This is a genomic window from Chamaesiphon sp. VAR_48_metabat_403, assembly GCF_031422475.1.
Classification (GTDB): Bacteria; Cyanobacteriota; Cyanobacteriia; order Cyanobacteriales; family Chamaesiphonaceae; genus Chamaesiphon.
Window position 1 is genome coordinate 1 of sequence record NZ_JANPLS010000079.1, and the last position, 13583, is coordinate 13583.

General features: G+C 45.8%; 12 protein-coding genes and 1 tRNA gene. 4 read left to right on the plus strand and 9 right to left on the minus strand.

Annotated elements, in window-relative coordinates; translation table 11 throughout:
- From RMO79_RS24425 to RMO79_RS03805, 4 genes are all read right to left on the minus strand, one after another.
- Positions 1-97, minus strand: a 97-nt coding sequence (locus RMO79_RS24425; protein WP_396136512.1) for a DUF4346 domain-containing protein, incomplete at its 3' end; no start/stop codon positions are given.
- A gap of 185 nt (positions 98-282) precedes the next feature.
- Complete coding sequence (locus RMO79_RS03795) at positions 283-1491, minus strand: GNAT family N-acetyltransferase (RefSeq protein ID WP_310481726.1); 1209 nt, start codon at positions 1489-1491, stop codon at positions 283-285.
- A 397-nt stretch (positions 1492-1888) separates the two neighbouring features.
- Positions 1889-2674, minus strand: coding sequence for a DUF1868 domain-containing protein (locus RMO79_RS03800; RefSeq protein WP_310481728.1), 786 nt, complete (start codon positions 2672-2674; stop codon positions 1889-1891).
- Positions 2675-2901: 227 nt separating this feature from the next.
- A complete protein-coding gene (locus RMO79_RS03805; RefSeq protein WP_310481729.1) occupies positions 2902-3654 on the minus strand; it encodes a YebC/PmpR family DNA-binding transcriptional regulator in 753 nt (250 codons plus the stop codon).
- On the opposite strand from RMO79_RS03805, the gene RMO79_RS03810 reads away from it, so the two are divergent.
- From RMO79_RS03810 to RMO79_RS03820, 3 genes are all read left to right on the plus strand, one after another.
- Positions 3655-4965 (plus strand): ABC transporter substrate-binding protein, encoded by a 1311-nt coding sequence (locus RMO79_RS03810; RefSeq protein ID WP_310481730.1) that lies wholly within the window; start codon positions 3655-3657, stop codon positions 4963-4965. It begins immediately after the preceding gene.
- Between the two features lie 238 nt (positions 4966-5203).
- Positions 5204-6241 (plus strand): radical SAM/SPASM domain-containing protein, encoded by a 1038-nt coding sequence (locus RMO79_RS03815; RefSeq protein ID WP_310481731.1) that lies wholly within the window; start codon positions 5204-5206, stop codon positions 6239-6241.
- A 118-nt stretch (positions 6242-6359) separates the two neighbouring features.
- A complete protein-coding gene (locus RMO79_RS03820; RefSeq protein WP_310481732.1) occupies positions 6360-7061 on the plus strand; it encodes a Spy/CpxP family protein refolding chaperone in 702 nt (233 codons plus the stop codon).
- A 217-nt stretch (positions 7062-7278) separates the two neighbouring features.
- Here the strand turns inward: RMO79_RS03820 and RMO79_RS03825 are convergent, their stop codons facing one another.
- The 5 genes from RMO79_RS03825 to RMO79_RS03845 form a co-directional block, all read right to left on the minus strand.
- Positions 7279-8856: an NAD(P)H-quinone oxidoreductase subunit 4 gene (locus tag RMO79_RS03825; protein ID WP_310481733.1), complete on the minus strand. Its 1578-nt coding sequence runs from the start codon at positions 8854-8856 to the stop codon at positions 7279-7281.
- 436 nt (positions 8857-9292) lie between these two features.
- Positions 9293-9372: transfer RNA gene (locus RMO79_RS03830), tRNA-Leu, on the minus strand.
- A complete protein-coding gene (locus tag RMO79_RS03835; RefSeq protein ID WP_310481734.1) occupies positions 9351-10229 on the minus strand; it encodes a M48 family metallopeptidase in 879 nt (292 codons plus the stop codon). Before RMO79_RS03835 ends, RMO79_RS03830 begins: the two co-directional genes overlap by 22 nt.
- Positions 10230-10536: 307 nt before the next feature.
- Positions 10537-10965, minus strand: coding sequence for a hypothetical protein (locus RMO79_RS03840; protein ID WP_310481735.1), 429 nt, complete (start codon positions 10963-10965; stop codon positions 10537-10539).
- A 158-nt stretch (positions 10966-11123) separates the two neighbouring features.
- Positions 11124-11480, minus strand: a complete 357-nt coding sequence (locus RMO79_RS03845) for an iron-sulfur cluster assembly accessory protein (RefSeq protein WP_310481736.1) — start codon at positions 11478-11480, stop codon at positions 11124-11126.
- 173 nt (positions 11481-11653) lie between these two features.
- Between RMO79_RS03845 and RMO79_RS03850 the strand changes: the two genes are divergently transcribed.
- Complete coding sequence (locus RMO79_RS03850; RefSeq protein ID WP_310481737.1) at positions 11654-13339, plus strand: DUF6930 domain-containing protein; 1686 nt, start codon at positions 11654-11656, stop codon at positions 13337-13339.
- Positions 13340-13583: the final 244 nt, after the last annotated feature.

The following is a 13583-nucleotide window of genomic DNA, read 5'->3' on the forward strand; positions in this document are numbered from 1 at the left end:
CGACATAAATAATAAAGTAGCCATTCGGATCGAGATCGATGTGTCGATTGGATAGTTCGCGATCGATTGTTGTTAAATTATCGGTTAATAGGGTCATGAATTTAATAGTTAATCTAATTATTAAATCTAGATTAACCGATAATTCAACAATTTGTGGATTTTTTGAGCAGAAATCTGCTCTTTTTTAATGAAAATAGCTGCGATCGACTAGATTGCGAGTGAATTAACGTCGGTAATAGCGATCGATCTGCACTAAAGTCTGGTGACGATATCGCTCTAATTTCAACCGCTCGTGCCGAGTGAAGCCTGAGGATCGACAATCGACTGCGGAGCGATCTTCATCGGTAAATCTTGATTGATGGCGATGATTTCTTGCTGTTGCAACTCATTTACTTCGACAAGATGGTCGCGTAAGATTTTGCCAAATCGAGGGTGATAAAATCGATGCAGACTGTAATTAGCTGTTGCGGGGAAGCCTCGCCGCTTCTTATGTCTGCCACCTGCACCGGGGTCGAAAATTTTAATTCCGTGATGAATTGCCCACTCGATCGGAGTATAGTAGCAAGCATCAAAATGCAGGCAATCGACATCTTCACTACTACCCCAATAACGACCGTAGAGTCGATCGCCTTTAGTAATGCAAAAAGACATGCCCACGGGGGTGGTCGGATCCGATCCCATCGCCGTGACGAATACCACTCGATGGCGATAACGCTCGTGTAACCCCTCAAAAAATTCTGGAGTTAGATATTTACTCCCCCACCAGCCAAATTTATCGCAGGTATCGGCATAGAAAGCATACATCTGGGAAAATAACTGAGGTTCGATGCTATCTCCCGCGACCGTATTTAGCTGTAATCCACCATCGCCGACTGACTTGCGTTCGCGTTTGATATTCCGCCGTTGGTTGGCGTTAAATCCACCCAAATAGTCGTCAAAATTCTGGTACTCCTGATTTTGCCAGACATAATTGTGATTGATCCACAGACTATATCCATATGTCTCCATTTGCGATCGCCACTGCGGATCGACATACAAAAAGTGGCAGCCAGATAACCGATGCAGCTTACAAAAATCATCGATCGATCGCACCATTAATTCGGTGATTTCGGCTTCATCTTCGTTCGGTGCGATTAAAAATCGATACCCTTCGGCGGGGGTAACCGGACTCATGCCCACCAATTTGGGATAATACCTAATTCCCATCCGTTGCGCTAAATCTGCCCACTGATTATCGAAAATAAATTCGCCATAACTATGTCCCTTGACATATAGAGCTGCGGCTCCAACTAATGTTTGTCCGCTCCAGACGGTTAAGTGCGTTGGTAGCCACCCAGTTTCGGCGGTAACACTGCCAGAAGTCTCTAGGTTATTCAACCAGTCCCATTCTAAAAAAGGGGTCTTTAAGGGCACTGCTAGCGCATCCCAATCAGCTTGTGGAATTTCGGCTAGGCTATTGCACCAGCGGATCTGATAAGAAGATAGAGACATCTAATCTTGTGGGTAGGAATGGATATAAATTTGTACTCAAAATCCCATCGGTATTAACACAATTTGCTAGTTATAACCAAGGTTAAAGATTTGGGTATTAGGTATTAGGTATTGGGTATTAGCGATGGGATAAAACCTTGCTTGGTGAAACACATGCGGAGGGAACCTCCGCGTGATTTCATCCGCAAAACCTAATCGCTAAAACCTAAAACCCATCCTACTAAAAACCCATAACTAGCAACTTGGGTTAGTCGCTGTAGGGGCGATGGTTGCTGCCTTTGTACCTATCCATTCTATCGAAACCACCAGCGTCTGGGTATCTGAATCGAATCGAGGCATAAAAAAACGACAACCAAATTTAGTTATCGTTGCGGTATTATTTAAAATTCGGAGTTATTTACAACTGCACGATCGGGAAATTTGGTTCTCGTTGGTAAGTATACATATCGGTAAACTTCCGCAATTGCCCATGAGCTAAAGTAATTTCTTGAGGATTGTCTAACCAGTGCATGTTGTATGCTTGCAATGTATCGCTGAGTCGCACGCGATCTATTTCTTGCTGGACGTTAGCAAAGTAAGCTAAGGTCGTGTGAGCGGTAAAATAGTACTGCTGCTCGATGCCTAGCGAAATTAGACTCGAATTTTGATAGATCGCGCGCCGGAACGCAATAATGCGATCGTAACTAGATTCATCTTTCGGTACTAAACTTACCTCGATCGCGCGCGGTCTGACCGTTAATCCCATAATTTGCCAGCGAATGGGGGTAGTATCGACGAGTGCATCTTGATAGATTTTAAAACTATCGGCAATTCGATCGACTAATTTACTCTCAAAATCAGCATTGGTGGCGATTGCTGTCAGGTAGGCACTATCCCAAATTAAATCGGCTAGCGTGAAGTGAAAACTAGCTGGATCGACTAATACTAATAAATCTGGTTCTAATTTCTCGATCAGTTGTTGCTGACAGGCGGCTAAATCTTTGAATACAGCACTATTACCCGGATCTTCCGCTCCTGGTGGCGTAATCGCCGAATATCCTGGAAATGATACTGGTTGCTGGGTTCCATCCTCTTTCAGCCTGAATTTAGGCGATTGTTGGATGTTTTTGACCTGAGATTCGTAGGTGGCAGGTAGGGTCATCTTTGCCACGCGATTGAGATAAGTTTGATAGGACTCGTCCACTCGCGATCGCCTCCTTGCCTATGATATTTATTAACATTATGGTAATGTCACTTACCTAAATACACATACACTATTCTCTTCACTCACGATCGCATTTTTTTGCAATTGTTGACATTCAAGTCGAGTAGAAAGTAGGTAGGATGTGGGGTTCATTAATCAGTTTAACACTCGATCTCCTGATTATTCTGGCTGGCATCGATAAGTTCCTCAAGTTGAGACTAAACTCGTCAATCGTATAGTTCTTCTGCCAGATCGAAATTAGCAGTCACCGTCTGGACATCATCTAGAGCTTCGAGTACCTCAACAAGTTTGAGCAGTTGCTTGCTTTGCTCTGGATCTGAGACTAGTACGGTAGTCTGCGGAATCCAGCGCAATTCGGCATCACTAACTTTAAAACCAGTCGATCGCAGGGTAGAATTCAAGTGTTCGAGATTGGCTACTGTCGTAAATACTTCCGCCCCTGGCTGCTCTTCATCTTCAAGCAACTCGTAGACATCCGCACCGCCCGCTAGAGCCGCTTCTAACAGTTTATCCTCATCAACCTTCCCCTCGATCGCGCACACACCTTTGAGGTCGAACATCCACCCCACACAGCCCATTTCCCCCAGGTTACCACCCCGTTTGGTAAAAGCCGATCGCAGATCTGCTGCCGTACGGTTGCGATTGTCTGTCAGAGCTTCGACAATAATCGCTACCCCACCCGCACCATAACCCTCATAGCGAATTTCTTCGAGTTGGTTGCTACTGTCTAAAGTCCCCGCCCCCTTGGCAATCGCCCGATCGATGTTATCGTTGGGAATACCTGCGGCTTTAGCTTTATCGATCGCCGTTCGCAGTTGGAAGTTACCATCGGGATCGGGAATCCCATTGCGCGTGGCGACAATAATTGCTCGCGATAATTGGGTAAATGTTTTCCCACGCACAGCATCAACCCGTGCTTTTTGTCGCTTAATAGTTGCCCATTTACTATGACCTGACATATGAACCGATTAGCTGCTAAAGTTGGAATTTCGATTGCTCTAATTTTACTCGTAATTATCGCCGGATGTACGCCCACTCAGCGAGATATTAATGGAGTGACGCATCTGACTTTATGGCAAGGCATCAATCCACCACCCAATCGCGATGTTTTTCAGAAGTTAGTAACTAAATTTAATCTCACCCATCCGACTATCGAAGTTGAGTCGTTATATGTGGGTCAATCCGATCGGCAATTACCCAAAATTCTCGCCTCGATTGTCGGTGGTACGCCACCAGATTTACTCTGGTTCGGATCGATGTTAACCGGGCAATTGGTCGAGTTAGAAGCGATCGAACCTTTAGATAAATGGTGGAATCGATCGGCGGTTACCAAAGATATCGATCCGGCTTTACTCGGTTCGATGCAATATAAAAATCATTTATGGTCGATTCCATTTGCGACTAATAACGTCGGTATTTTTTATCGTCCGAGTTTATTCAAAGCCGCTGGAATCGATCGGTTTCCAACTAATTGGCAAGAATTAAAAACGACAACACAACAACTTACTCGCGATACTAATAACGATGGTAAAAATGATAAGTTTGGCATGTTATTACCATTAGGACAAGGCGAATGGACTGTATTCACCTGGCTGCCATTTATGTGGGGTGGCGGTGGCGAATTGATACCACAGCAATCTCAATCGGGTCGCAATAATCCTAAAACAGCAAAAATATCGATCGATAATCCTGGTGCGATCGCCGCACTGCAATTATGGCAAGATTTAATTAAATCGGGCACGGCAATTTTATCTTCACCAGAGCGAGGTTATGAATTAGCTAATTTTTTAACTGGCAAAGTTGCCATGCAGTTAACCGGGCCGTGGACATTCGGGCAATTAGCAGGTATGAAGTTTACTGACTATGATGTGATGCCGATTCCTGCCGGAACTCGATCGGCAACTAGTGTCGGCGGCGAGAATTTATTCATGATGAAAAGTAGCCCCCAACATCAACAAGCAGCTTGGGAATTTATGGAATATGTGTTAAGTCAAGAATTTCAAACTGAGTGGGCATTAGGCACCGGATATTTACCTGTGAATCTTAAATCTCGTCAAGAATCTAGCTATCGAAATTATGTCAGTAAAACTCCGGCAACTCAAGTATTTCTAGACCAAGCCAAATATGGTAGATCTCGACCAATCGAACCTAGTTACAGTCAAATATCCGAACAACTCGGACGCGCAATTGAGTCGGTATTATTAAACAAACATTCAGCACAAACCGCACTTAAAGCCGCGCAAGAAAAACTCGATCTAAGTCTAAATTAGCTATTATATAGTATCCAGATTCGGAAAAATTGCTAATCTGGATACTATATTAAGTTCTGTAGATATTCTCGATCTCGATCGAGAGATCGCACTAAAATCAATTAAACCCCAGAGCTACTAGCTTCAATATTTTCTCACATACACCAGGCGGGTAATATATCGATCGCACGGGTGGTATGAAAGAAAGTTAAAGCAGCAGAATATTCTATCGATCGTAAATTCAAGAGGGGAATTAGCAATGTTATTAAAAGATTTAAAGTTCTTTATTAAAGATTTAGCACTCAAGCCTCGCGCCGGAATAGACTGGGTTGGTACGAGATTAGCTTATGCCAAGAGATGGAAAAAAGTCCCCTGGTTGCCAGTCGCGATCGATATCGAGCCGAATAATACCTGCAATTTTAAATGCAGCCACTGTCAAGTTACTTATTGGGATAAAAAGCCAGCTTATTTCGATCGAGCCACCTTTATTAAAGTCCTCGAACAAATCCCGAACTTGATGAAAGTCAAGCTTCAAGGGATGGGTGAACCATTCCTAAACAAACAACTCATTCCCATGCTTCAAGCTGGCGAAGAGCGCGGGCTGCGGATGCATTTTCATACCAATGGTAGCGTTTGCGATGCAGACAGAGCCAAACAACTAGCACAACTCAATCGGACTCAAATTACCTATAGTATCGATGGAGCTACCGCCGAAACCTTCGCGCAAATGCGCCCCGGCAGTCGCTTCAATAAAATTGTCGAAAATGTGCGGATGCTCGTTGGCGAACGTAAGCCCAACAGCAACTTATTAGTCTCCGCTTGGACTGTCATCACTCAAAAAAATGTCCATGAGTTACCCCAAATTGTCGAGCTAAGTAAAAATCTCGGACTCGATTATATTTCCATTCAGCCTTATCTCTCTAGCTGGGGTAAAGATGAAATGCTCTCTCATACCGACGATATTCAAGTTACGACCGAATCGGATACTTTCGCGACTCAACTCGCCACCGCTCAAGCAACAGCAACTGAAGTAGGCATCAAACTAGTCATTAACGAATCGACTCGCTTTTGTCGCGAGAAACCTTGTCCGTGGCCGTGGAAGAGTGCTTACATCGCCGCTAATGGTGATGTGGTTCCTTGCTGTGTCGTCGCAGATGCTGATGTCGCTAACATGGGGAATGTGTTCGAGCAAGAGTTCAAAGAGATCTGGAATTCTGAAGCTTACCAACAACTCCGCGAACGGATTGGTACTCACGATTTACCCGACTATTGCAAGCACTGTTATATCGATCCATAGTCATGGGTAATTACCGATTACTCGTGACTTTAGTGCGATGTGAGCATCGGGGTGGAAATCGTAAGATAGCAGCATGGAAAGACAACCTATCTGCAATCTAAACCACCCGAATCCCCCAATGCTAAATCGACTAGTCAAATTACTTCCCCTCATCTTACTCGCAATCGCGACACCATCGATGGCGGCTGGTAACCACTCCAACCACCATCGCGGTGGCGGACACCTCGCTGTCAATGAGATGGGCAGACAGTTAAGCGATCTCAATCTTACTCCCGAACAGAAGACTAAAATGGAGCAACTGCGGGCGGCTACTAAGACCCAAATCGATGCAGTGCTGACTCCGGCACAACGCCAACAGCGCAAGCAAATTACCGCTCAACGCCAAGCCAATCGGCAAGGTAAAAATGGTCTGAATCTTACCGCCGACCAAAAGGCGCAACTCACAGCCATGCGCAATGCTAACAAAGCGCAATTTAAGGCGATTCTCACTCCCGCTCAACAAGCACAATTGCCTCAAGATGGAGGCTGGGGACGAGGCGGGATCGATAAACTCAATCTTACTCCCGAGCAGAAAACCAAAATGAAACAACTGCGGCTATCTGCACGCAGCCAGATGGATACAATTTTGACCCCCGCCCAACAACAGCAAGCGAATATGCGTCGCGATGGTTTGCAGAGTCTGAATTTGACCGCAGACCAAAAGGTAAAAATTGAGGCGATTCGGGAATCTAGCCAACAGCAATTTAAGGCAATTCTCACGCCGGAGCAACAAACCAAACTCAAATCTTCCAAACAGGATAAACGCAATAAGTACGGTTAGATAACTTGTAATTCTTCCTTGGGTAGGGGCAAGTCTTTTGAGATGAGGCGTAGTCCTTCACCCCGCCCCAGCCCTCCCCTTTGTAACTACGGTGTACACACAAGTCGGCTAGACTTCGTTTTTAGATCTCAATCCCCCAACCCCCTTGGGAAGGGGGCTGTCTAGGGTTTTCGCTTTTATTCAGACTTGTGTGTACACCGTAGCTCAGAGGGTGAAGCTAGTCAATAATTTTTGGTGCGCGGACGATATCGCCAATCGCTACTGGATTGGCTGGTTTATGAGCGATCGTCGGGACGAAATCGCGTAGGTGTGCTGTTAGTGTGGTAGTGGTCGAGTCATAAATCTGGGTCAGGAGTTTGGGATAGAACCCGACACCGATAATCGGGACGAGCAGACAAGCGATAATAAATACCTCTCTGGGTTCCGCGTCGATTAACTCCTCATGTTCGACCAACTCTTTATTTTCGGCACCATAGAAAATTTCCCGCAGCATTGAGAGTAGATAAATCGGTGTAAGTACGACCCCGATTGCCGCAATTAACACCATAATCACTTTAAACTGGGTCGTGTAGGCATCGCTGGTACTAAAACCGACAAATACCATTAGTTCGGCGACGAAGCCGCTCATACCGGGTAAAGCGAGGGAAGCCATCGAGCAGGCGATAAACATCGCAAAAATCTTTTTCATTTTTTGCCCGACACCGCCCATTTCATCGAGCATTAAGGTGTGGGTACGATCGTAAGTCGCGCCAACGAGGAAGAATAAACTCGCCCCAATTAACCCGTGGGAGACCATTTGTAAGACTGCGCCACTCATACCCAAGTCGGTAAATGAGGCAATCCCAATCAACACGAATCCCATGTGCGAAATCGAGGAATAAGCAATCTTCCGTTTGAGGTTGCGTTGAGCGAACGAAGTTAAGGCGGCATAGACGATATTTACCACCCCCAGCACGATTAATACTGGCGCAAACGTAGCATGAGCGTCGGGTAACATGCCTGCATTCATCCGAATCAGCGCGTAACCGCCCATCTTCAGTAATACTCCCGCTAGCAACATGTGGACGGGTGCGGTAGCTTCGCCATGCGCGTCGGGGAGCCAAGTATGGAGCGGAATAATCGGTAATTTGACCCCGTAGGCAATTAATAACCCCGCATACATAAAGAGCTGAAAATTGTGGGCATAATTCTTAGCCGCCAATGTCCGCATATCAAAGCTGATCGTATCGCCATAAAATCCCATCGCTAAGGCAGCTACCAGGATGAATAAGGAGCCGCCAGCAGTGTAAAGGATAAATTTAGTCGAAGCGTACAGTCGCTTCTTCCCGCCCCAAATTGCCAGGAATAGGTAAACGGGAATTAGTTCTAGCTCCCACACCAAGAAAAATAGCAACATATCCTGGACGGTAAAGACAGCAATCTGTCCGCCGTACATGACCAACATCAGGAAGTAGAACAGTTTGGGCTTGAAGGTGACTGGCCATGCTGCTAAAATTGCCAGCGTCGTCACAAAAGCGGTGAGTAATACCAGCGGCATCGAGATGCCATCGACACCTACTGACCATCTGAGGTCTAGTTGGGGAATCCAAGTATAACTTTCGACTAGCTGGAGTCGATCGCTATGAATATCGTAGTGATTGGCAAAGGTATAGACGAGTAGGACAAAATCAATCAATCCCACGATCAAGGCATACCAGCGCACCGTCCGTCCGTCTTTATCGGGAATGATGGGGATCGCCAGGGAAGCGAGCACTGGAAATAAAATAATGGTGGTCAACCAGGGGAAGCTATTCATAGGCAGTTAAAATCGGGAAATGCCCAATAGATTAGTTAGTATAGTTAGTGCTGCCACGGATGGTGCTAACGGACATAAAATTTTCAAGGACGATTTATGAAAGCGTACTCTCCGCGAATGCCCTGTGCTGGTGTATCGATCGCGAGGGTAGTTTAATTGTTAATCTAACAAATTATTAAAACGATTTGAGCCTCGGATTGAATACAGGCAGCTACTTTGAAGCTATGGCTCTAGTTTTAGGCGTTAGCAACCATACCTTCTAGACACTATAGGCGATCCCCCGATGGTGGGAGTGGGATCTAATAATTCCTTAACAAGTTTTTGGCTGTAATTCATGAATCACCCCTTACCTTAACCCCACAAAGAAACCCGACTTCTCGATCGAGAAGTCGGGTTTCTGAGATACCCAACCGGAATAAAATTAGGTGTTGTGCCATGGGCAGCGTCGGACTCGAACCGACACGCTTTCGCGGATGATTTTGAGTCAACTGCGTCTACCAATTCCGCCAGCCGCCCTTATTTGTAGCCTGCTTATCATAACGCATGGTGGGGTTATTTAGCAAGGACTGATAATTATCGGTTTGCGACCACAGATCGATTTCCTTAGCACGCAATACGGGCACGGGATGGCTGAGTTGTTCGGTTTGGCTGGCTGTGAGCATTTTACCAAAACTAGTGGTGCCGATCGCCTCGTAAGCACGAGCCTGATCGAGAAAAGCATCGACGTTTAGTAAGGGAGCCAGTAGTGGGGAACCGCCAGAGAGTTTCATTAAGACAGAAATTACGGTTTTGGGATCTTGGCTGACGAGTAAAGCCGCCCGATCGCAACTGAACTCGGCACAGCGCAACCATTGTAGCATTTGCGCCTGGAGATTTTGAGCGATCGCACTGCCGACACCAGGCAATAAGCCGCCTGTAGCTAAAACAATGATATTCGCGAGGGTGAGGTAGACACCATGTTCGCATTTGAGGTGTCCCAATTCGTGTGCGATGACGGCTTGGAGTTCTGCGGGGGTGAGTAAATCGACGAGGGAGGTATGGACGACGATGAAGGGTTTTTTACCTCTGACTGCCATTGTATAGGCATTGGGGGCGGGGTGCTGTTTGAGATAGAGTTGGGGGACTTCTAAATCAAGAATCTGACAGGCTTCGACTAGTAGTTTGTGGATATCGGGGAGTTGTCGATCGCCAATTAAAACGCTAGCAGCAATATTATTTAGATATAAAAAGTCTTCAGTTACGCCGCCTAATAAATTCCGAACTAATAAATCTAATCCAGGGAGCCTGCGGAGACTAGTAGTAGCTTCCAAGTCTAATGGATGGCGAAATCTGTCAGCTTGTAAACCGATTAGTTGAGTTTTAGTATTTAACATTTTTAGCAGTTATGAATTACGAACCCACGAAAATAAACCAGTCAGAATAAGTATTTATAAGATCGATATCGATCGTCTGAAAATCTAAATCATGTAAAATACTGCCCAACTGACAATCGCGTCAATCGATCGAACCTTTGAAATTGGCATCAGAGGGTGTCTGAAAAGTCTTATTGGCTTCGATCGTAGATCTAAATCCCCCTTTGTAAGGGGTTGGGGGGATTTAGATCTACGCTTTTCAGACACCCTCTCATGCTGAGATCTGGGTAGGGACAATTAATGAATTACCCCTACCCAGATCTTAATTCTAGTCTTCAAATATCAACTTTTCAATCCGTTTGAGACTGGCCCAATCGGGTTTGCGACTGAATCCATCTTTAAAATTTGCGACTACTTGATCGCGAACTTCGGGAGCGGCTTCGACGAGACTTTTCGCCAGTTCGATATGTTCGCGCACGCCAGATTGCTTGGCATCTAGCATCGCTGCTGCTAAATTAATCCGCGTTTGAGCGTCGAAGGGATCGATTTTCATCGATTTTAGAGCGGCTTTCATCGCTAGTTGCGGCTTGTTTTCGAGTAAGTACAACCAAGATAGACACGTCCACGCGCTATCGAGTTTCGGCGATCTGTTACAAACATCAATGAAAATCGGGATTAGCTTCGCGGGACTTTCACCTGCTTGATAGTCCTTAATTGCATTGTCAAACAGCTCGTTGGGGGCGATTGTTTCAGCCATGATTTAGGTGTTAGATATTAGGTATTGGGTGTTAGGTGCTGGGTGTTAGGCATTGGGTGTTAGGTATTCGGGATTGGGTATTCGGTATTGGTTATTAAAATACTTCTGAAGCCTAAAACCTAAAACCTAAAGCCTAAAGCCTAATACCTAAAGCCTTCCTAAACTGCAAAAGACTTACCACAACCACAGCTTTGAGCGGCATTGGGGTTGGTAAATTGAAACCCACCACCGATCATCGCATCGCTGTAGTCGAGGACGAGACCATAAACATATAGCATACTCTTGCGATCGCAGACCAGCTTAAACCCACCATAATCGCAGATTTCGTCGTCGTCTCGAATTTGACTGGGGTCTTCAAAATCCATCACGTAGGACATGCCAGAACAACCGCCTTGACGGACACCGACGCGCAAGCACAGATCTTTACCTTGTTTTTCGCGTAATGCCAGGACGTGCGCCAAAGCACTGTCAGTCATTTGGATGCTGGGTTTTTTCGTGGTAATTACTTCAGTCATGGGTTGCGCTCGACTCCTTGGTAAAAGATCTCCAAATTAGCAGATCTAAATTAACTTAAACCTAAATCTATGTTAACTTCTCTGACCCGATCGGTGCTGACTATAAATTAACGCATAAGATCGGAATGGCGGATATTTTCAATTTCCGCTCGATTCTTAGGTGCAATTTGATTATGACGGCGATTAGTCCTTCCACTCAACGACGACTCCAGCAACTTCCGCAACTTTCCAGTGTCTGGGAGGGCGATCGACGCTACGTAGCAGAGTTGGCGCAAGAGTTAGAATTAGATCGCAATCCCGATCGAGAGCGGCTCCAGCAGCGACGAGAACTGATCGTCTGGGTAGATGGAATCGACTGCATCGTAAGATCGATGGAAGTTGTCAATGCGACGATGGGTAGCGAAGCGATCGTCAGAGCACTAATTAAGGCGATGGAATCACCGCAAGCTCCCTCTCAGCCAGCACGTCCCCAGAAAATTATCGTCCGCGATCGACAGTTACAATTTTACTTGCGCGGCGTACTGCAAGATCTAGAGATCATCGTCGAATACGTCCCTGAATTGCCAATTGTCGATGAATTATTTCAGCGGTTTGCCGATCTGGCGGGCGCGCGCGCGCCCAAATTGCCCCGTCGCTATTTAGAATCGCTTAAAGCCACCGCCAGAGAGATTTGGACGTTGGCTCCGTGGTCGATGTTAGCCGATTATGAGGCGATTTCGATTGAGTTAAATCAATGGGACATCCAAAAATTTTATGTGTCGGTGATGGGGATGTTAGGGATGGAGTATGGCATATTGCTCTATCGATCGGTCGAATCGTTGCAACGGTTTCGGGCGATGGCTCTCAACCGCGACGAATCGAGTCAGATGGAGTCGGCATTTTTGTCTCAAGATTGCATTTTTGTAACTTTCGACTCGGTAGTAGATTCACTTCCTGCTAAAGGAACCGATTCGCATCGCGATTTGGGTACCTTGCCAGCAACCGAGATCGAACCGAACTTTGGAAACATTCATCCAATGGAGGGTATGCGCCCCTTCTTGTACGAAGAAGAAGCGATCGCGACGAATGTGGCATTAATGTCACTCAAAGAGTTCATAGCCGATTTTAGGGAACAATTACAAGCAGACGAACTCCCCAGTCTCTCGGCAACGATTTCAGTGACAATCCCAGAGATCGGCGCGCCAGAACCGATGCTGCGAGTGAGTGGAGCCGCACACCCAACCCGCAGCGAAACAGTGACGGTAGAGACATTGCCAGAACTCTCTCAAGAATTGCTGAAGATACATCTGGCATTAGATGATGAAGAATTCGATCCGCTCGAACTCCAAATTCGCGAAGATTTAATTCCCAATGACTCATTTATTAGCTTGGGGATGATGCCCTGGGATCGAGTCGAAATCATTCGCAAGTCGGCTGTTTATCACCAACCGAGCGAAGTTCGTCCCGTAGGCGAAGGTTTGCCAATTATCTTGATTCAAACGACACGCCCCAAAGCCCGCGAAATTATCGAGCGAATTCAACAAGCTGGCGGCTTGCAGGGGATTTGTTTCAATCCTGGCGAAGATCCGATCGCTGGTGATAGTTTTGATTTAGGAATCTTACAACTCGCTGATGATGAAATGCAGCTATTTGGCGAGTTTGACAATGAGAGCGCGGTACATATCGAAGCGCGCAAAAAGTGGAACCAGCGGAGCAAAAAAACTCAAGGATATTGCGGCTTAATTGTCGCCCAAGGCTTGACGGGTAAAGCGCGAGGCAATCCTGGCATCCGCGAGACGATCGCTTTTTTGGAAACAAAAGCGATCGCCGATGACGATTTGGGGCTAGGCACGTTACAGTTAATGCGTCATTTTGAATAGGATCGATCGCGATTGGCATTACGGTGCAAATCGTCAGCCAATAATTTTGGCTAAAAAATCGATACAGAGGACAATCTCGACTGGCGATCGGCAACAACTACTTTTAGTCTATAAAATAAGTAGTTGTCGAGCCAATTAAATCTCAAATCAAAGCGGTATCGATGACAATTATCAATATAATAGCCAAGAGGTTGTAAATTTAAGGCGATCGAATGGGAAGTATAGATATTAGAGTATTTATTTT

What these genes read in the sequence shown, in the direction of transcription:
- RMO79_RS03795 (WP_310481726.1), bottom strand. Translation starts at nt 1,491, where the DNA reads ATGTCTCTATCTTCTTATCAGATCCGCTGGTGCAATAGCCTAGCCGAA.
- RMO79_RS03805 (WP_310481729.1), bottom strand. Translation starts at nt 3,654, where the DNA reads ATGTCAGGTCATAGTAAATGGGCAACTATTAAGCGACAAAAAGCACGG.
- RMO79_RS03810 (WP_310481730.1), top strand. Translation starts at nt 3,655, where the DNA reads ATGAACCGATTAGCTGCTAAAGTTGGAATTTCGATTGCTCTAATTTTA.
- RMO79_RS03815 (WP_310481731.1), top strand. Translation starts at nt 5,204, where the DNA reads ATGTTATTAAAAGATTTAAAGTTCTTTATTAAAGATTTAGCACTCAAG.
- RMO79_RS03820 (WP_310481732.1), top strand. Translation starts at nt 6,360, where the DNA reads ATGCTAAATCGACTAGTCAAATTACTTCCCCTCATCTTACTCGCAATC.
- RMO79_RS03825 (WP_310481733.1), bottom strand. Translation starts at nt 8,856, where the DNA reads ATGAATAGCTTCCCCTGGTTGACCACCATTATTTTATTTCCAGTGCTC.
- RMO79_RS03835 (WP_310481734.1), bottom strand. Translation starts at nt 10,229, where the DNA reads ATGTTAAATACTAAAACTCAACTAATCGGTTTACAAGCTGACAGATTT.
- RMO79_RS03840 (WP_310481735.1), bottom strand. Translation starts at nt 10,965, where the DNA reads ATGGCTGAAACAATCGCCCCCAACGAGCTGTTTGACAATGCAATTAAG.
- RMO79_RS03845 (WP_310481736.1), bottom strand. Translation starts at nt 11,480, where the DNA reads ATGACTGAAGTAATTACCACGAAAAAACCCAGCATCCAAATGACTGAC.
- RMO79_RS03850 (WP_310481737.1), top strand. Translation starts at nt 11,654, where the DNA reads ATGACGGCGATTAGTCCTTCCACTCAACGACGACTCCAGCAACTTCCG.